The sequence below is a fragment of the Bifidobacterium sp. ESL0682 genome (assembly GCF_029392815.1).
In the GTDB taxonomy this organism is placed as follows: domain Bacteria; phylum Actinomycetota; class Actinomycetes; order Actinomycetales; family Bifidobacteriaceae; genus Bifidobacterium.
On sequence record NZ_CP113942.1, the window covers coordinates 704,553 to 723,001 of the forward strand.

Below are 18,449 nucleotides of genomic sequence, written 5' to 3' on the forward strand. Positions count from 1 at the left end.
ATGCCGAAAGATGAAAAGTTTTTAGAAAAGCGAAAGTCTTATTTTCAAAAGAAACTTGAAACCCGTCAGCTACAGAAGCAATTTCAAGAATATGGAAGAGAACGATTAGGAGAGAACAATCCGGAAGTTGAGAAAATATTTAAGCCTCGCAAATTCTTTGCTTTTACTTTTTACTCAGTTCTCTTTTTTATTTGCACTTTGCTTTTAGCAGTGGTCATGTCACTTTTTGTACACGAGGATAACTTGTCTTATCCGATATTTACAAAAAATAAGATGTTAAATCTTTTTGTATGTGTAATTTTTTTCGTTGGAGGAATTTTCCTTTGTGTAGGATTGCAACAACTTTGGCAGCGAATACAAATTAGCTTTGTTTTTCGGACGTTTCTTTTGCCACGTATTCATGTGGAAGGCGGATATGCAATTAATTCTGAGGAATCCGCCTTTGCCAAAATGATTGAGATAAGAAAGATAAACAATCCTAGGTTCGGTTTTATTGCGCCTCTTTCTGGAGCTTTATTTGGCTGTAGTATACCTTTTTATATTTTATGTGCTAATCTTCTTAGAATTTTTCCAAACAATTTGATTCTATCTATTTTAGGTTTTGTCTTGATGCTTTTCTGGTTTTATGGTTTATTTTATTCGATTATTAGTTTTGCGATTTTCCTTTCTTGCGAAACCAATAATAAAGCCTATTGAGAAGAACATGTCATTTTCTCTTTGAATATGTGAGATTTGAATGAGTAAATAGTCTTATTCTTCTGGGTTTCTATTAAAGGGTAAGGCCTACTTTTCATAAATTCTAAGTTTGTATTTGTTCAGATCAAAGAAAAATTTGAAAATCGGAATGAGTTCGTACAATGGTGACATGAGCAAATTCTTAGCATTTACGGCGAATCCGGATCCGGAGTCGCTGACGCAATATATTGGCAAGGCGTTTCTTGAGGGCGCTGCTAGCAAGGGCTCGGACACTGAGTTCGTTGACTTGCATGCGATTGGGTTCGATCCGACCTATCGCATGGCTGACCGCAAACAGTATCTGAATGAAGGGCCGATGCCAGATGACGCGGCCGAGCTGCAGAAGAAGATTCTCGATGCTGATGTCATCGCGCTGGTCTGCCCGATTTACTGGTGTTCGATGCCCGCGATGATGAAGGGCTTCACGGAGCGCGTGCTGTGCCGCCACTTCGGCTACAATCCGGACCACAGTAAGTCCGTGATTGCCGACAAGAAGTTCCGTTTCATCATGCTTACCGGCAGCTCCGAACAGTGGTACCACGAGTCTGGCATCCATGATGCCATCTACAACCAGGTCATCTACTACATGTTCCACCATTACTGCGGTGTTGACGACGCCGAGTTGGTCTATGTCGACAACCTCGAGATGGCTGATCCGTCACCGGAGGCCCATGCAGCCGCGGCCAAGCACATCGAGCGTATCAAGGAGCTTGGCGCCTCGATGGCGTGAGTGTGGCAATGGCTGCGCGATTGCTCAGGCTCGTACAAGAGGCCTGAGCGCTAGCAACGTCAAACGAGTTTGCGGCATGAAACTGTGAATGTATATTTGGCATGGTTTATGCCGCAGCTCATGAGTGGTGACCACTTCTTTTGTAAATGTTGGAATTTCAATGATTCCACTCAGTGTATTGTCTCATTGGCGAGGCATAGGGCTCTGATTTCGTAGAGATTAGGCTGATTTAGTAGGCATCATATCGATGCGCGTTATGACGAACCATCCACGGGTCGGGGGAATAGACGTTCTCTGCTTGGACGGTTTGAGAATGCCGACTTTGGGTTTGGGATGTGCCAGCTGGTTGGTGCTGTATTCGTGAGTCAGCAATGGCTTGAAGAAAAGCGTGCGTTTCTTCGGCCGTATGGAATGGATATGGTGTGGTGCACCATATGGGATCTGCTTCGATGACGAATGCGGCAGGGGATTGTGCAGATGTGCTGGGTAGTGAAGTGTCCGGAACCGCGTCTGTTTCTGATGCAAGCGAGCGAATGGAACTGTGGTGGAGCGTAGTGAGATGAGTGTCTGGAAGCGATGTGTTTACTTCTGACTTGTTTTGGTTCGCCCATGCCTTGTCTGTTGGCATTACATCTAAATCCCGAAATCCTACGATGATGCTGGCATTGTTCAGCTGGCTGATTTGAGCTGCTGCAGTTGCTTGAGATTCAGCCAATGCTCGATATTCTTCGTGGAATTGCGCGCCGTCAAATACCGTCAGAATATCGTGGCTTTCCGGGGCATCGGAGGTATGGATGCAGTAACCGCTTGACGCCACGGCAATTCCGTTGTGAATGATGATGCACCATTCCTCGGTGATTGAGGGAATATGGGTGTTGATTGAGATCGAAGAATCGTCCGGAGCGTTCTGCAAGTCGTGTTGCAGAACGGGGAGAGTCCTGCGTGCGGCCCGGAATTCCGGCACTCGTCCGTTGCCGAGCTGCGACCATGGGCGCTCGCCAAACCTTTTCGGGAATGCGGTCCAGTTTTGAATGTCTGAAACCGTAGTAGTAACGGCTTTTCGTCCAGTCAGCTCGACCGGCAATGAACTCAGCCAATCTGCTGTTGGTGCCTCGAATAGTAGCGACGGCATATTATGGCGGCGCCGCCAAGCGTTGAGGGCAATCAGCAGATCGGGAGCAATCCATACCGCATCTTCGTCCGCGATATTTTGCTCGGGCTGAAATCCGTAATCGCACGCGAGATTCCATGCTGAAGAGCCAGTGCCGCCATATTCGGTGTCACCGATGTATTCAGCCTCAACAGTACGAAAATTCGCCGTTCGATGTGAGCTATTTGTCATGTGAGCTTTGTCGAAATACTCCGCGAAGGCGTTTTGAGCCCAGGAGACTGGGCTGATGACGTGAAAAGTGGGGTTCAACGCTGCTCGATTCAGAATAATGCCTATTGATTCTTCAAGTGTAGGGTTGGGCATTGAACAGTCTAAAAGCCTTGTAAATGCGGCATTTCTGAAGTCGCCCAGAGTATTCCGCTCCGACAAATAATTAGACACTTTTGCGTACGTCAATTTATTCCCGCTCACCTCGCGGCGGAATATGACACTACTGCCAGTCTTGCTTAATATGGCTTCTAACAAGCATTCGTATTGCACCGCGATACGGCAAGGCCACCGCAAGTGGCTGTAGCTTGAGACAACTGAAACGAGACGCTTTCGCTGCCAAGGTGCAAGCGGCTCAAGGAAACGAAACTACAAGAAAACCAAGGAGCATATCATGACCACCATCGCTGTTTTCGTTGGATCGCTGCGCAAGGATTCCTTCAACAAGAGCCTCGCAGAAAACATCGAGCGCCTCTCTCCCGAAGGCGTCAAGTTCGATTACGTCGACATGGACCTGCCGCTCTACAACCAGGACCTCGACGGCGACTTGCCCGCCAAGGTCACCGAGATGAAGCAGAAGGTCGAAGCCGCCGACGGCGTGCTCTTCGTCACCCCGGAATATAACCGCAGCTTCTCCGGCGTCATCAAGAATGCCATCGACTGGGCTTCCCGTCCGTGGGGCCAGAGCTCCTTCGCCGGCAAGCCGGCCGCCATCATCGGAGCTTCCATGGGCGCGCTCGGCGCGACCCAGGCGCAGCAGGCCCTGCGCAACGTCGTCCTCTTCCTCGATATGAAGCTCATGGGCCAGCCTGAGGTCTACTTCAACGCTGCTTCCGGTCTGGATGAGAACGGCAACGTCGTTGAGAGCTCCGAAGACTTCCTGCGCGGCTTCGCTGAGGCGTTCGCCAAGCACGTTGAGGCCAACAAGTAGGAACGAATCGAATTTCGTCTTATTGCCGAGGCAAACCTATGTCGAACGAGTCCGGGCGGAAATGATTTTCCGTCCGGACAATAATGCTTTTTGGATAAAGATTCTATAGAAGATGTTAGTCAAACGTTTGATGCGGATTAATGCAATACATAGTATGGTTTACTGCGGTGTGAACACAATCACGGTTTCTCCTAGTGCCGCCTGAAGTTTTCGCCTCGCGCTGGACGAGTGAAAGTGGTAAGTTAGGCTAAAGGTTAAGACACACTCGAATGATGGGAGAATGCTTTAGCGGCATTCTTCCAAACCTTTGAAAAGCTTAAGAAAACGAAGTTGTGATTTGCAGGGAGGTACACTGTGGGTCTTGAAGAGACGACAGATATCGTAACGCTGGCCGCCAAGGCGGAAACCGAAGTGACACAGTATCATCTGACCGTGGTCAATGGCGGCATTTCGGAGCCTTCCAGCACGCGTCGGCTGGCCAAAGAAATCACTGAGAAGTCCGAAGCCTACCTTGAGGCCCGTGGCAAAAGGTAGTAGTTGAAGTGATTACTCTGAGGGACTTGGCCACCGATATTGCCGAGGCTTCGGTGACCTTTGAATCCAGTAACCGCCTGACTGCCGCTATTTCCTCGGTGGCTGGCGCGGATGGCCTCATCGTCGCTTCGCCGATTTACAAGGCTTCTTATTCCGGCTTGTTCAAAGAGTTCTGGGATCTCGTTCCCCGCGATGCGATCACCAATATGCCAATGATTCTGGCGGCGACCGGTGGTTCGAATCGTCATGCTCTGGTGCCGGATGTCGTTATGCGTGGCCTGTTCGCGTTCTTCCGCGCCGTGCCGACGGCGACCAGCCTGATGGCCACCAAGGAAGATTTCGACACCCCCGAACTGGAAAACCGTGAACGTCGCGCCGCTAGCGAACTTGGTGCGTTGATCCTTTCCGGTGTGCGTCATCAGCCGGTCGATGAGCAGATCGATCACGTCAACTGGTGACAAACAGTAGGGGATAGGCGACGTTTTCGTCGCTTTGAAGATTGTTCTTTTTGTCGGGCCGTCGTCTTCGTGACGACGGCCCGACAATGCGTTGTGGGTGATGGACTCGGCTCGTGGCGATTTTTCACGTCGAATTCATGTCTGATTCATCACATTTGTATTTCTTTTAAACAAGCATTTTTTATCATCGAAAATACCGAGTATGATGAGTTATATCTACAAGGAGGTAGCTAAACCGTCAATCCTTATACCAATGAATTGGTCAAAGAATATCCGTTCACCACCGACGCCGAGCTAAAAAGCGCAATTGACCTGGCAGACAAGACCTATCGCGAGATACAAAGCCAACCGATTGCCGAACGTGCCGGAATTCTGCATAACGTCGCCGCGAAGTTCCGTGAGCATGCCGACGAGCTCGCCAAAATCTGCACGATCGACATGGGCAAGCTGATTGGCGAGTCCAAGGGTGAGGTCGAAAGGACGCAGTGGTTGGCATGAGCCATAAGCAATGCCGATAGCGTAGGAGTGTGCCGTTGATTGGCGGCCTGCTAAAGTGGCGATTGGCGTCTCCGCCCGAACTGCGCAGGTCAAGGGGCGTCAGCATCCAAAACGCTGTGCGCAGTTTGTATACGAGGAACGACCGTGGCCAATCATGCCCCAAAATCAGAAACTTCATCAACCAATCAATCTTTTTCTGACAATCAGAACAATCCAAGTGGGTCAACAGAGCAAAACCGCGGTTTGGATTCGTCCGTAAACACGCCGGTTACCAAGGTCGCCAAGACATCCCGTCTGCGTTGGCGCGCTGCGGATATCGCGCTCGGTGCGGCACTCGGCGTGGCCTGCGGCATCGTCTTTTGGGGCTTCAATTTCGCCTATGCCTGGATTGCCCCGTTGCTACGCGCTGTGCTGCCTGGCATCACCAGCCTGTTTCATGCGTTCTGGTATTTCTCTGGACCGCTGGCTCTGATTATCATCCGCAAACCCGGCGCTGCCATCTATGTCGACATCCTCGGCAGTCTCACCGAAACGCTGTTCGGTAACCAGTATTCCTTTACTTTCGTCTTCCTTTCCGCTTTGTTGCAGGGGTTGTTCGCCGAAGTGCCGTTCGCGATTTTCCGGTATCGTAAGTTCAACCTCGGCCTGACCGTCGCTTCCGGCGCGCTGACCGCTTTGGAATACGGTTTTTATGTGCTGTTTACTCGTCTGCAAGGTGTCGCGCTGGTCAGTCCCCGCGGCTTGACCCACATGGTCTGCGAGATTATCGGTGGCATCCTCATCGCCGGCGTGATGAGCTGGTTCCTCTACCTTGCCATCGCCAAAACCGGCGCGTTGGACCGTTTTGCTTCCGGCCGTGCCGTGAGTAGCAGGAAATAAAAAAGACCGACATTTCCATGTGGCGTTGATGGTCAGAGCGTTTGATAAAGTAAACGAGTTGGCTTTTGCCAACGTGGGGCTGTAGCTCAGTCGGTTAGAGCATCGGACTCATAATCCGTCGGTCCAGGGTTCAAGCCCCTGCGGCCCCACTCATCCTTTCAATTCGTTGGAATCCCAAGGTTTTGTCGATTTCGTATTTGTTTCTTTGCTGTTGAAGAATATTGAATGTTTCTATGAAAATAGCCAGTTGAATTCCGGAAATCAGCTTACGGAAGAAGCCGGTATGAACTGGATCTACAGACTGTTGTGCTATTGGTGAGTGTTTGCCTAAACCTGTAAATCGACAAGCTGGAATGTATTGGTTTTCGGCTCCGATATATAGGTCAAGTCAACGCTCGCTGATAGAATTTCAACGTTCCGGTTCACGTCTGGCCATTGGGGTTAGGCGACCCGGGTCACCTGAATTCCTTAGGAGACATTATGAAGCAGGGTATTCATCCCGATTATCACACAGTGCAGGTTACCTGCTCCTGTGGCAATACTTTCGTCACGCGCAGCACCGCCAAGGGCGATCACATGACGGTTGATGTGTGCGCGAACTGCCACCCGTTCTACACGGGCAAGCAGAAGATTCTCGACACCGGCGGCCGCGTCGCTCGCTTCGAGAAGCGCTACGGCAAGAAGACCAAGTAGCATTCTTCATTCGCCAGCCACGCTGGTTCGGGTTTTCGGACCCGAATCCGGGCTGGCGTTTTTCATACCCAATTTCTGGGTTTATATCGTTGATAATTTTGAATATTGTATAAAAGGACTTTTGCATGGCAGACCAGCAATTCCCGGCGGCGCAAAGCGCGTTGGAGGAGTATCAGGACATCGAGCGGCAGATGAGCCAGCCCGAGGTCGCCTCCGATCCCAAAGCGATTCGCAAGCTGGGGCGTCGCCATGCCCAACTCGGCAGTATTGTCGAAGCGTATCGTGGCTGGCAGCAGGCTAAGGAAGATGCCGATGCCGCCAAGGAAATGGCCGGCGAAGACACCGACTTTGCCGATGAAGCCAAGCGGCTCGAAGCGCTGGTAGCGCCAGCTGAGGAGAAGCTGCGCAGCGCTCTGATTCCGCGTGACCCCGACGATGTGCGCGATACGATCATGGAGATCAAGGCCGGCACCGGTGGGGAAGAGGCGGCGCTCTTCGCCGGTGATTTGCTGCGTATGTACACACGTTATGCCGAAAAGCGTGGCTGGACCACCACCATCCAAAGCGAAAACAGCACCGAGCTTGGTGGTGTCAAGGACGTGCAGGTCGCCATTCGCGCCAAGGGCAATCCGGCACCTGAAGACGGGGTGTGGGCAAGCCTCAAATACGAGGGTGGCGTGCATCGCGTGCAGCGTATTCCCGTCACCGAATCACAGGGGCGTATCCAGACTTCTGCAGCAGGTGTCATCGTCTTCCCCGAAGCCGATGAGGACGACGATGAGATCGAAATCGATTCGAAAGACCTCAAAATCGATATCTTCATGAGCTCCGGTCCAGGTGGACAGTCCGTCAACACCACGTATTCCGCGGTACGTATGACCCATATTCCCACAGGCGTTGTGGTGAGCATGCAGGATGAGAAGTCGCAGATTCAGAATCGTGCGGCCGCACTGCGCGTCCTGAAATCCCGTCTGCTGGCCATGAAACACGAAAAGGAAGCTGAGGAAGCGGCCGATATGCGTCATTCGCAGGTGCGCTCGCTCGATCGTTCCGAACGCATCCGTACCTATAACTTCCCTGAAAACCGCATCGTCGATCATCGCACGAACTACAAGGCCTACAACCTCGACCAGGTGCTTGATGGTGATCTGCAGGCCGTCATCGACAGCGATATCCAGGCCGACGAGGCTGCGCGTCTCGCCAAAACCGACTGAGTAAGGGCATAGGCAATGGCGGAAAACGTTGTGCGTTCGACATCTGAGATTTTGCAGCAGGCAACGGAATGGCTGAAAGCCGCAGGCATTGAAACACCGCGGAACGACGCGAAACTGTTGCTTGCAGAAGCGTTCGGAGTGGAGCCTAGCGATATCGAAAAGTCTGTATTGCTCGATACGCCGTTGCATAGCACATTAAAAGATGATTCCAGCGATGGAGTCGATGTCCATCGCATCGATGATGGCGACGATTCCGAACATACTTCACAGCGAATTTCGAAAACGGGAAAATCAGGCGATACCTCTGGAAATCCCGATATTTCTGAGGAAGATAACACCGATGTGCTCAGTGACGCTGATGATGCCGCAATCCGGCGTTTTGCCGTAATGGTAGCTAGGCGCAAACAGCGTGAACCGTTGCAATATATCGTCGGGCATGCTCCGTTCCGCTATTTGGATTTGGAAGTCGGGCCGGGCGTTTTTATCCCGCGTCCCGAAACCGAAACCGTGGTTCAAGCGGCAATAGACTGGCTCACACAGGAAAATGTCAAACCCAGCCGGCTTGTCGATTTATGTGCCGGAAGCGGAGCAATCGGCTTGTCGCTCGTCACCGAAGTGGCGGGCAGCGAAGTCTGGGCTGTGGAGCAGGATACACAAGCCCTCGAATGGACGAAACGCAATGAGGAGAAGGTGTTCAAAGACCATTCGCTGGCCGGTTACAACTACCATCTTTCCCATGCCGACGCGACGAATGCCATGACGCTTTCGCAATTGAACGGCACGATTGACGCGGTGGTCACCAACCCGCCCTACGTGCCGCTTGCGCAGATTCCCGAACAGCCCGAAGTGCGCGATTATGATCCGAAAACGGCTCTTTATGGCGGTTCCTCCGACGGCACTTATACCCCGGAACGGATTATTGTGCGTGCACAGAAGCTCTTGCGCAGCGGCGGGGCACTGGTAATGGAACATGACATTTCACAGGCTCAATTGCTCGCCGATTTCGCCAAAACCCACGGTTTCCGCTCGGCCCATACCGGTGATGACCTCACTGGTCGTCCGCGTTATCTGTTTGCCATCAAACAATAGTTGCTTTGTTGAACTGGTTGATTGTGCCAACCTATGGTTTCTTGCAGGTCAAACCAGCAACGATTCCACCGACTGATCCGGTATTTATTCACCGTGAAAGGCATAGCTTTTCAGGTCGGGTTAATGCGTGTATTTCCATTGGAAAGCCATTCGGGACACCAGCAATCAATGTGGCTAAGATGTTTGCACGAACGTATGCGGATTGGTGACGCTTCTATAATCGTTGTAGGTGAAGTCGGGGTGCAATGGTGCAATTAAGGCATACTTTGTGTTGGAGGAAATATGAGTGATGTGCGTACGATTGATGATGAATCTCTGGCGATGGCTGCCAAGATTGTCAAAGATGGCGGGCTTGTCGTATTGCCGACCGACACGGTCTATGGTGTTGCCGCAAGTCCATTCAGCGCCGAGGCGGTAAGCCGTATTTATGAGGCGAAACGTCGACCGCGCAGCAAGGCGTTGCAGGTGTTGCTTTCGTCAGTTGACGATCTCGACGGGCTCGACCTTTATCTTCCGGTGCCACTCGATAGACTTGCCAAGGCTTTTCTTCCTGGTCCGTTCTCGCCGATAGCCGTGGCGCAGGCCGATTCAAAGCTGGTCACGTTGCGTGAGGAAATGAACGGCAGCAAAACGCAAGCCGTGCGTGTGCCAGATTCCGAAGCCTGCTTGAAAACACTGCGTGCCACTGGTCCTCTGGCCTGTTCCAGCGCGAACCGCAGCGGCGGCGAAAGCCCGCAAACAGTTGAGGAAGCTGTGGCGGCGCTCGGTGACGATGTCGATTTGTATCTTGACGGTGGTCCGACGGTAAGTCACGTTGCCAGCACGGTGGTCGCCGCCGACGACAACGATCGTGACGGCATCTCAATCGTTCGTGCTGGTGTCATCAGCGAGGCGCAGGTGCGTGCAGCACTGATGGATGTTGAAGGCAGGAGTTTGAACGCGTGAGAGTCTACCTGTTCATCGCCGCGATTGCTGGAGGGACCACATGGCTGGTCACCCCTCTTGTTCGTCATCTCGCGATTGAGATCGGCGCGGTGGGCGAAGTTCGCGCCCGCGATGTGCATACGGTACCGACCCCTCGTATGGGCGGGCTGGCAATGCTGATAGGGCTTGCGGTAGCAATAATATTCGCCAGCAAGATGCCTTTCATATCAGGTCTTTTGCCGGGTCGAACCAGGCATGGGTAGTGCTGATTGGTGCGGCGATGATCTGCCTGTTGGGCGTGGCCGATGACCTCTGGGACTTGGATTGGATGCTCAAACTGGCCGGCCAGCTGTTGATTTCGGTGTTCGTCGCCTGGGGTGGCGTGCAGATTATTTTCCTGCCGTTCGGTTCTTTGGTCACGGCCTCACCGAGTATTTCCATGGCCATCACCGCCTTTTTGATTGTCGCTTCCATCAACGCCGTCAACTTCGTCGATGGGCTTGATGGTCTGGCTGCCGGCATTGTAGCCATAGGCGGCATTGCGTTCGCTGTCTACTCATACGTCATCGCGCGTTCCACGCCGAGCTACGCTTCGATGGCTACCTTGCTTGACGTTGCTTTGGTTGGCATCTGCGTCGGCTTTTTGCTGCATAACTGGCATCCGGCGAAGCTGTTCATGGGCGATTCTGGGTCAATGCTGCTTGGCTATATGATTACCTGCGCGTCGATTATCATGACCGGCCATCTTGATCCGGCTTCCGTGCATACCAGCCTTTATCTGCCGGCGTTCATGCCGATTCTGCTGCCGATTCTCGTGCTCTTCCTACCAGTGCTTGACATGTGCCTGGCCATCATCCGCCGCCTGAGCAAAGGCCAGTCGCCAATGCACCCCGACCGTATGCACTTGCATCACCGCATGCTGCGCATCGGTCACAGCGTGCAAGGTGCGGTGCTTATCCTTTGGGGCTGGGCGGCGCTCATTTCCTTCGGGTCGATCATGATTCTCTTCTTCCGATGGCAGTATGTGGCCATTGGCATGATTATCGCAGCCGTAATTCTCACGATTCTGACGCTTTCGCCGTACCTGATGCGCCGCTGGCTTGAGTTGCAGAAAGAGGAGGATCCGGGCGTGCGCAATGCGCGACATTCCCGAAAGTCCCAGTAACTGTAACCCGATGGCGGTGCTCGTCACCCCGCGCCCATATAGTTGTGCTATGGCTATAAATTCTCAATCTGATATCCAGTCATCATTCAATCCTTTGCCTCCTGTTTTTGCAAAAATGGGCTTGGCGTACGACGATGTGCTGTTGCTTCCCAACGAGACCGATGTGATTCCGTCTCAGGTGGACACCACCACGCATCTGACCCGTGAAATCACCATGAAGGTGCCGATGATTTCGGCGGCTATGGATACCGTCACCGAATCCGACATGGCCATCGCTATGGCGCGAAACGGCGGCATCGGAGTGCTGCACCGCAACCTTTCCATTGACGATCAGGCCGCACAGGTCGATATCGTCAAGCGCAGTGAATCGGGCATGATCACCGATCCGCTCACTGTCAATCCCGAGGCCACCCTTGCCGATCTCGACAAGCTGTGTGGCCGTTTTCATATCTCGGGCCTGCCTGTCGTTGACAGCGACAACAAGCTGCTCGGCATCATCACCAACCGCGACATGCGTTTCATCGCCTCCGAGGACTATGACAAGCTCAAGGTCAAGGACGTAATGACCAAGGACGGGCTCATCACGGGTCCGGCGAACATTTCGCGTGCGGATGCGCATGATCTGCTTGCCAAGAACAAGGTCGAGAAGCTGCCGTTGGTCGATGGCGAAGGCAAGTTGGCCGGACTCATCACCGTCAAGGATTTTGTGAAGACCGAACAATACCCTGATGCCACCAAGGATGACCAGGGCCGTCTGCGTGTAGGCGCGGGCATCGGTTTCCTGGGCGATGCTTGGCAGCGTGCCTCCGCACTGATGGAGGCCGGTGTCGACGTGCTGGTGGTCGATACCGCCAACGGCGAGGCGCATCTGGCCCTCGACATGATCAAGCGTTTGAAGTCCGACAGCGCATTCAAGGGAGTGCAGATCATCGGCGGCAACGTGGCGACCGCCTCCGGCGCGCAGGCCATGATCGATGCCGGCGTCGATGCCGTCAAGGTCGGCGTTGGCCCCGGTTCCATCTGCACCACGCGCGTGGTTGCCGGTGTCGGTGTGCCGCAGCTTACGGCTGTCTATGACGCGGCCCAGGTCTGCCGCGCGGCCGGTGTGCCTTGCATCGCCGACGGTGGCATCCATTATTCCGGCGATATTGCCAAGGCACTGGTGGCCGGTGCTTCGACCGTCATGCTTGGCGGCACGCTCGCTGGCTGCGACGAGACTCCGGGCGAGAAGGTGCTGTTGCACGGCAAGCAGTACAAGCTCTATCGCGGCATGGGCTCGCTCGGTGCGATGGCCCCGCGTGGCAAGAAGTCCTATTCCAAGGACCGTTACTTCCAGGCCGACGTTACCAGCAACGACAAGGTCATTCCCGAAGGCGTCGAAGGCGAGGTGCCATATCGCGGCTCCCTCAACTCGGTGCTTTACCAGATGATCGGTGGACTGCACCAGTCGATGTTCTACGTTGGCGCCCACAACATCAAGGAAATGGCCGAAAAGGGACGCTTCATCCGCATCACCACCGCTGGTCTGCGCGAATCGCATCCGCACGACATCGTGATGACTGCGGAAGCCCCGAATTACAGCGGTTTCCATAACGACTGATATTTATTTAATTGCATAAAGGTAATGGAAGGACTTTTTATGTTGTCTCTCCATTACCTTTATTGTTTTGATGCAGCAAATGATAGTGGCTTTCGGTCAGACGCGTGAGATAGTGTGTAGAGTTCTGTTGATGGCAGTGAAAGGGTAATTATTATGGTGAATGCTCAGGATGACGAGACATATTCGGCGGAGGATTCCCGCCTGATTTGGATTGACTGCGAGATGACCGGCCTCGATATCTTCGGCGGCGACGAACTCGTGGAAGTCTCCGTGGTGCCGACCGATTTCAATCTGAAGGTACTCGATGAGGGCGTGGATTACGTCATCAAGCCCTCTCAGAAGGCCGTCGACCACATGGGCGACTTCGTGCGCGCGATGCACACTCGTTCCGGCCTGATCAATGAGTGGGAGACCGGCCTGAGCTTAGCTGATGCCGAAAAGAAGGTCACTGAGTACGTTGCCCGTTTCACTCCCGATGGCGTCAAGCCGCTGCTCGCTGGCAACACGATTGGCAGCGATAAGAAGTTCCTTGACCATTACATGCCTGACTTCATGAGTCACCTGCACTATCGCAGCATCGATGTCAGCACCATCAAGGAATTGGCACGTCGCTGGTATCCGGATGTCTATATGAATCGTCCTCCCAAGAACGGTGGCCATCGTGCGCTCGCTGACATCATCGAGTCGTTGGACGAGCTGCGCTACTATCGCGAGGCCTTCATGGCTCCGTCGCCCGGTCCGGACGATGCACAGTCCAAAGCTATCTGCAAGCGAATCGTGGAGACCAGCCTGAACGCTGAGTGAGTGTGATGGGCTGCGATGAAAATCAGTGGTGGGATTGGTCTCCTCTGATTTTCATTGAATCTTAAATGAGGATGCGACAGAAATAGGGATGTACGCGTGGATTTCCTGATTTCTGTCGCATGTTCGGCCTACGAAGGCACAGATAAGGGGAGAGAAACGGCATGAAGCAGGCGGAAGCGCTGACAATTCTTGACGCGGGAGCGAACGCGTTCATCACCGGTGCTCCCGGTGCCGGCAAGACCTACGTATTGAATGAGTTCATCCGTTCCGCCCGTGCCCACGGTGCTTCCGTCGCCGTCACCGCGTCCACTGGTATCGCGGCCACCCATATCAACGGTCAGACCATCCATTCCTGGAGCGGGGTTGGCGTTTCGCAAGTCATGACCCAGGCACTGTTGAAACGTATTCGTGCGCGTCGTAAGCGCAAGATCGAGGCCGCCGATATTCTTGTCATCGACGAGGTCTCGATGTTGCCCGCATGGCTGTTCGATATGGTCGACGATGTCTGTCGCGCATTGCGGCACAGTACCGAGCCGTTCGGCGGCTTGCAGGTTGTGCTGTCCGGCGACTTCTTCCAATTGCCGCCGGTCAAGAAATCTTTCCGCCGCGACGATGTGCCGCCGAGTCCGGAATTCCTGATGTCGCGTCAACGCTATGCCGATGTCGGCAAGGATGCCGACGGCTTCGTCACCGAATCCTTGGTCTGGGACGAACTCAATCCCGTGGTCTGTTATCTGACCGAGCAGCACCGTCAAGATGACGGTCAACTGCTCACCGTCCTCACCGATATTCGCGAAGGCGATGTCACCCAGGAAGACCACGACGTACTTGCCGATCGCATGGGCAAGTCCCCAACAGATGGGGAAGTGGCCGTCCACCTGTTCCCGGTCAACAAGCAGGCCGACACCTTGAACGATCTGCGACTTTCGCAGATTCACGACGAAACCCACGATTATGTTGCTGAATCGGCTGGCCCTGCCGACTTGGTCAAGCGTCTTAAGAAGAACATGCTCGCTCCGGAAAAACTGGAGCTCAAAACCGGGGCAGCCGTTATGGCGTTGCGCAACGACGCCGATCACCAGTATGTCAACGGTTCCATCGGCAAGGTGGAGGGTTTCGTTTCTGAAGCCAAGGGCGGCTGGCCGATTGTCGCTTTCGAGAACGGCAACACGGTAACTATGAAGCAGGCTTCATGGGACATGATGGACGGCGAGACCATCTTGGCCAGCGTCAAACAGGTACCGCTGCGCTGCGCATGGGCCATCACCATTCACAAATCACAAGGCATGACGCTCGATCGGGCCGTGATGAATCTGCGCCGTACCTTCGCTCCCGGCATGGGCTACGTTGCGTTGTCTCGTGTCGAAAACCTCGATGGCCTTTATCTCGACGACATCAGCGAGCGTGCGTTCATGGTCTCACCTGACGCCGTACTGCTCGACGGACAGCTGCGTGAGAACTCCAAGTCGGCTTGCGCACGTCTCGAAAGTGAAGGCAGTGACGCTTTTACCAAGCAAGCCTCCGGTCAGCTGGTCGGTGATGCTGACGAATTCGCTCAGGATGAGTTGTTCTGAGCGGTTTCGCTTGTCGGAATAATGAGATTCGTTGCTGTCTGTTTTCGTTCTGAAAACACGGATTCGTATCAGGCGTGATGTGCCGTTTCTGATGAGATATATTGACATGTTGCGGTTTGTAACAGTGGCATCAAGACATGATTGACGCATGATTAACGCCGAGACGGTGACGACAATTGCTACGAGCTGCAGGCAATTGAGAATTTGCATATAATATCAACTATTGTTACGCCGTCAATGTCGGCTCGCGCGAATAATTTAGGAACCATGACAAAAGCACTTCGTATGTCCAACCTGTTCCTGCGCACGCTGCGTGAGGACCCCGCCGACGCCGACGTTGACTCGGCACGTCTGCTCCAGCGAGCCGGCTATATCCGCAAGGCTGCGCCCGGCATCTGGACCTGGCTTCCGCTCGGCCTCAACGTTCTAAACAAGATTGAGGCAGTGGTTCGCGAGGAGATGAACGGTATCGGCGGCCAGGAAGTCCATTTCCCAGCGCTCTTGCCGAAGGAGCCCTATGAAGCGACGCATCGCTGGGAAGAGTACGGCGAGAACATTTTCCGTCTGAAGGACCGCCACGAGGCTGATTACCTGCTTGCGCCGACCCACGAGGAAATGTTCACCCTGTTGGTCAAGGATATGTATTCCTCATACAAGGACCTGCCTGTTACGCTGTATCAGATTCAGACCAAGTACCGTGACGAGTTCCGTCCGCGTGCCGGCCTGGTGCGCGGCCGTGAGTTCATCATGGAGGATGGTTATTCCTTCACTATCGACGAGGACGGGCTCAAGAAGGCCTATGTCGAAGAGCGCGACGCCTACGAGCGTATCTTCAAGCGCCTCGATCTGGGCTACATCATGGTCCACGCGGTCTCCGGCCCGATGGGCGGTTTCGAATCGCAGGAGTTCCTTTCGCCTATGGCCATCGGCGAGGATACCTTCGCCAAGGCGCCCAGCGGCAAGGCCTGGAACGTCGAGGCACTTACCACACCTGAGGTTCCGGCCATCGATTGCTCCAAGACTCCGGCGATGACCTTGCGTGATTTGCCGGACGCCAAGACCATCGACGAGATGGTCAGCCAGTGCAACGCGCTGTATCCGCGTGAGGACGGGCGTGCTTGGGCCGATACCGATATGCTCAAGAACGTCGTCATCGCCGTGAAGCATCCCGGTGAGCCCGATGACGAGAACGAGGATCATCGCAAGCCGTGGCGCGAGGTTATCGTTGTGGCATTGCCCGGCGATCGTCAGATTGACATGAAGCGTCTCGAGGCGCAGTTTGCACCTGCTGAAATCGAAGAGGCCAACGAGGCTGATTTGAAGGCTCATCCCGAACTGGTCAAGGGCTATATCGGGCCGTCCGTGCTGGGGCCGCAGGCTCGCGTTGAGGGTTCCGCCATCAAGGACCCAGTGCGTTATTTGGTTGATGCCCACGTCGCTGAAGGCTCTGCATGGGTCACCGGCGGCGACAAGGACAGCGTGGATGCCTTTGATATGGTCTATGGACGCGATTTCAAAGCTGACGGCACCGTGGAGGCGACTGAGGTTCGCGACGGCGACATGAGCCCGGATGGATCCGGCCCGCTGAGCTTCGAACGTGGCGTGGAGATTGGCCAGGTCTTCCAGCTTGGCCTCAAGTATTCCGAAGCGCTCGGGCTGAAAGTCCTCAACCAGAACGGCAAGGCCGTGCCGGTGTGGATGGGCAGCTATGGCATTGGCGTCTCACGCGTCATGGCCTGCATCGCCGAAACTCATCACGATGAGAAGGGCTTGGCTTGGCCGGTCAACATTGCGCCTGCTGCGGTGCATGTGGTTGCCACGGGCAAGAAGGACGAAGCATTCGACGGTGCTGAGAAGCTGGTCGCTGAACTTGAGGCCAAGGGCCTTGAGGTCATTTATGACGATCGTAAGAAGGTCTCGCCGGGTGTCAAGTTCAAGGATGCCGAGTTGCTCGGTGTGCCGCTGGTCGCCGTGGTCGGCCGTGATTACCTGAATGACGGCACGATTGAAGTGCGTGATCGCAACGGTGAGAACGCAGTGAAGGTTGCTGCGGATGAGGCCGCTGATACGCTGGCGCAGCGTTATGCCGCACTGCTCTAAAGCAGTGACGCTTGGAGGTTGCAGCGCCACACATAGCTGCAGATGAATGTGGCTGTCTCCTGTCGATGGAGGCGGCCACATTTTTGTTGATGATGGAGATGCTGGGAACCATCAACAAAAGATTCCCCATTTTTAGACATCGGTGTCTTGATTTTTGGATTATTGCTATCGTTACATTATTTTTGCTGGTCCAGTGATTTCTTCTGGTTGTCCACATTGACCGTTTTCCAGTGGATGGAGTCTGATTCATCCACATTCTATCCACGAAACGCCGGTACCTCGAGCGTTCGACCACAGCACCCGGTTTGGTTTGAGTGAAGCACGCTATGTGGCACATACTGGAGTAACCGCAGGATTCATGTTCTGGCCGCCCTATTCAGCGCAGTAATCCATTCGCGCATGCGCTTGGATTTCATGGCCGGTCGAACAGATTCTGCAGTCCACGTAGAAAGTTGACCGGCAAGGGAGCAGCATATGGCGCAACAAGGTACAGTGACGATTTCAGGATTTGTGGGTGCAGATCCGCAGAGCTTCGGCAAGGAAGGAGGCCCTGCGGCGTGTTCGTTCAATATCGCATGTACGCCAAGGTATTTCAATGCGACTGCCAATGAGTGGCGTGACCGTCCGACGACATGGATTACCGTAAAAGCGTTCCGTACATTGGCAAAGAACGTTCTTTCGAGTCTGCACAAAGGCGATCCGGTGGTGGCCACCGGTACCTTGGTCACCGAGGAATGGACGCGGGAAGGAACTAAGCACACCAAGATGGTGATGGAAGCAACCAGTGTGGGTCATGATCTGAGCTTTGGCATCTCGGTGTTTCAACGTGTCAAATCAGGGGTAAAAGGACAAGGCGGCACTGCTGACGCCTCTGCGGTTGATGGATTCCAAGTCGAGACAAGCAGTGGCGGGAGAACAAGTTCTATCGACGTCGGTGAGAACGATGTCTTGGATGTGCGCGGGAATGACGAACGAAACGAAAAGCCAGCGGCCGGTCTTGTTTCCAGCGATGGGAACGGAAGTGATGCTGATGTTCCTGGCGATGATCCATGGGATGCGAGCGAAGTGTTTGAAGAAACCGGCACTACTGAACGGCTGGTGGCATCGGTGGGCTGACCATGGCTTTTCGGCTGTATGTGTTTT

At 53.9% G+C, this 18,449-nt stretch carries 16 protein-coding genes, 1 tRNA gene and 2 pseudogenes; 18 read left to right on the forward strand and 1 reads right to left on the reverse strand.

Annotated features, from left to right (window positions below; genetic code table 11):
• The gene (locus OZX57_RS02955; RefSeq protein ID WP_277162648.1) at positions 1 to 696 is read left to right on the forward strand and encodes a hypothetical protein; all 696 of its coding nucleotides are present in this window, start codon (positions 1 to 3) and stop codon (positions 694 to 696) included.
• Positions 697 to 865: 169 nt separating this feature from the next.
• The gene (locus OZX57_RS02960) at positions 866 to 1,465 is read left to right on the forward strand and encodes an NAD(P)H-dependent oxidoreductase (RefSeq protein ID WP_277162649.1); all 600 of its coding nucleotides are present in this window, start codon (positions 866 to 868) and stop codon (positions 1,463 to 1,465) included.
• 229 nt (positions 1,466 to 1,694) lie between these two features.
• Here the strand turns inward: OZX57_RS02960 and OZX57_RS02965 are convergent, their stop codons facing one another.
• Positions 1,695 to 3,032, reverse strand: coding sequence for a hypothetical protein (locus OZX57_RS02965; RefSeq protein ID WP_277162650.1), 1,338 nt, complete (start codon positions 3,030 to 3,032; stop codon positions 1,695 to 1,697).
• 205 nt (positions 3,033 to 3,237) lie between these two features.
• On the opposite strand from OZX57_RS02965, the gene OZX57_RS02970 reads away from it, so the two are divergent.
• The 16 genes and pseudogenes from OZX57_RS02970 to OZX57_RS03045 all read left to right on the forward strand — a co-directional run bounded on the left by OZX57_RS02970 (position 3,238) and on the right by OZX57_RS03045 (position 18,422).
• The gene (locus OZX57_RS02970) at positions 3,238 to 3,774 is read left to right on the forward strand and encodes an NAD(P)H-dependent oxidoreductase (protein ID WP_277162651.1); all 537 of its coding nucleotides are present in this window, start codon (positions 3,238 to 3,240) and stop codon (positions 3,772 to 3,774) included.
• 354 nt (positions 3,775 to 4,128) lie between these two features.
• On the forward strand, positions 4,129 to 4,308 hold the full coding sequence (locus tag OZX57_RS02975; RefSeq protein WP_277162652.1) for a hypothetical protein: 180 nt from the start codon (positions 4,129 to 4,131) through the stop codon (positions 4,306 to 4,308).
• Between the two features lie 8 nt (positions 4,309 to 4,316).
• The gene (locus tag OZX57_RS02980; RefSeq protein WP_277162653.1) at positions 4,317 to 4,766 is read left to right on the forward strand and encodes an NAD(P)H-dependent oxidoreductase; all 450 of its coding nucleotides are present in this window, start codon (positions 4,317 to 4,319) and stop codon (positions 4,764 to 4,766) included.
• A 249-nt stretch (positions 4,767 to 5,015) separates the two neighbouring features.
• A pseudogene (locus OZX57_RS02985) lies at positions 5,016 to 5,264 on the forward strand (aldehyde dehydrogenase family protein); the annotation flags it as partial.
• Positions 5,265 to 5,507: 243 nt separating this feature from the next.
• Positions 5,508 to 6,143, forward strand: a complete 636-nt coding sequence (locus OZX57_RS02990) for an ECF transporter S component (RefSeq protein ID WP_277162654.1) — start codon at positions 5,508 to 5,510, stop codon at positions 6,141 to 6,143.
• 75 nt (positions 6,144 to 6,218) lie between these two features.
• Positions 6,219 to 6,292 (forward strand) — tRNA-Ile (locus OZX57_RS02995).
• Between the two features lie 331 nt (positions 6,293 to 6,623).
• A complete protein-coding gene (gene rpmE, locus OZX57_RS03000; RefSeq protein ID WP_277162655.1) occupies positions 6,624 to 6,836 on the forward strand; it encodes a 50S ribosomal protein L31 in 213 nt (70 codons plus the stop codon).
• Positions 6,837 to 6,961: 125 nt separating this feature from the next.
• On the forward strand, positions 6,962 to 8,050 hold the full coding sequence (prfA, locus tag OZX57_RS03005) for a peptide chain release factor 1 (protein ID WP_277162656.1): 1,089 nt from the start codon (positions 6,962 to 6,964) through the stop codon (positions 8,048 to 8,050).
• A 15-nt stretch (positions 8,051 to 8,065) separates the two neighbouring features.
• Positions 8,066 to 9,139: a peptide chain release factor N(5)-glutamine methyltransferase gene (prmC, locus tag OZX57_RS03010; protein ID WP_277162657.1), complete on the forward strand. Its 1,074-nt coding sequence runs from the start codon at positions 8,066 to 8,068 to the stop codon at positions 9,137 to 9,139.
• Between the two features lie 282 nt (positions 9,140 to 9,421).
• Positions 9,422 to 10,084 (forward strand): L-threonylcarbamoyladenylate synthase, encoded by a 663-nt coding sequence (locus OZX57_RS03015; protein ID WP_277162658.1) that lies wholly within the window; start codon positions 9,422 to 9,424, stop codon positions 10,082 to 10,084.
• Positions 10,081 to 11,228 (forward strand): annotated as a pseudogene (locus tag OZX57_RS03020) (MraY family glycosyltransferase). Before OZX57_RS03015 ends, OZX57_RS03020 begins: the two are co-directional and overlap by 4 nt.
• Positions 11,229 to 11,277: 49 nt before the next feature.
• The gene (guaB, locus tag OZX57_RS03025; protein WP_277162659.1) at positions 11,278 to 12,828 is read left to right on the forward strand and encodes an IMP dehydrogenase; all 1,551 of its coding nucleotides are present in this window, start codon (positions 11,278 to 11,280) and stop codon (positions 12,826 to 12,828) included.
• 153 nt (positions 12,829 to 12,981) lie between these two features.
• Complete coding sequence (orn, locus tag OZX57_RS03030; protein WP_277162660.1) at positions 12,982 to 13,632, forward strand: oligoribonuclease; 651 nt, start codon at positions 12,982 to 12,984, stop codon at positions 13,630 to 13,632.
• Between the two features lie 161 nt (positions 13,633 to 13,793).
• The gene (locus OZX57_RS03035) at positions 13,794 to 15,206 is read left to right on the forward strand and encodes a PIF1 family DEAD/DEAH box helicase (protein WP_277162661.1); all 1,413 of its coding nucleotides are present in this window, start codon (positions 13,794 to 13,796) and stop codon (positions 15,204 to 15,206) included.
• Positions 15,207 to 15,491: 285 nt separating this feature from the next.
• The gene (locus OZX57_RS03040; RefSeq protein WP_277162915.1) at positions 15,492 to 17,306 is read left to right on the forward strand and encodes a proline--tRNA ligase; all 1,815 of its coding nucleotides are present in this window, start codon (positions 15,492 to 15,494) and stop codon (positions 17,304 to 17,306) included.
• 474 nt (positions 17,307 to 17,780) lie between these two features.
• Positions 17,781 to 18,422, forward strand: a complete 642-nt coding sequence (locus OZX57_RS03045; protein WP_277162662.1) for a single-stranded DNA-binding protein — start codon at positions 17,781 to 17,783, stop codon at positions 18,420 to 18,422.
• The last annotated feature ends 27 nt before the right edge of the window (positions 18,423 to 18,449 follow it).

Excerpts from the sequence above, each read along its gene's own strand:
- OZX57_RS03015 (WP_277162658.1), top strand. The coding sequence starts at position 9,422 with ATGAGTGATGTGCGTACGATTGATGATGAATCTCTGGCGATGGCTGCC.
- guaB (WP_277162659.1), top strand. The coding sequence starts at position 11,278 with ATGGCTATAAATTCTCAATCTGATATCCAGTCATCATTCAATCCTTTG.
- OZX57_RS02955 (WP_277162648.1), top strand. The coding sequence starts at position 1 with ATGCCGAAAGATGAAAAGTTTTTAGAAAAGCGAAAGTCTTATTTTCAA.
- rpmE (WP_277162655.1), top strand. The coding sequence starts at position 6,624 with ATGAAGCAGGGTATTCATCCCGATTATCACACAGTGCAGGTTACCTGC.
- OZX57_RS02960 (WP_277162649.1), top strand. The coding sequence starts at position 866 with ATGAGCAAATTCTTAGCATTTACGGCGAATCCGGATCCGGAGTCGCTG.
- OZX57_RS02970 (WP_277162651.1), top strand. The coding sequence starts at position 3,238 with ATGACCACCATCGCTGTTTTCGTTGGATCGCTGCGCAAGGATTCCTTC.
- OZX57_RS03035 (WP_277162661.1), top strand. The coding sequence starts at position 13,794 with ATGAAGCAGGCGGAAGCGCTGACAATTCTTGACGCGGGAGCGAACGCG.
- OZX57_RS03045 (WP_277162662.1), top strand. The coding sequence starts at position 17,781 with ATGGCGCAACAAGGTACAGTGACGATTTCAGGATTTGTGGGTGCAGAT.
- prfA (WP_277162656.1), top strand. The coding sequence starts at position 6,962 with ATGGCAGACCAGCAATTCCCGGCGGCGCAAAGCGCGTTGGAGGAGTAT.
- orn (WP_277162660.1), top strand. The coding sequence starts at position 12,982 with ATGGTGAATGCTCAGGATGACGAGACATATTCGGCGGAGGATTCCCGC.
- OZX57_RS03040 (WP_277162915.1), top strand. The coding sequence starts at position 15,492 with ATGTCCAACCTGTTCCTGCGCACGCTGCGTGAGGACCCCGCCGACGCC.
- prmC (WP_277162657.1), top strand. The coding sequence starts at position 8,066 with ATGGCGGAAAACGTTGTGCGTTCGACATCTGAGATTTTGCAGCAGGCA.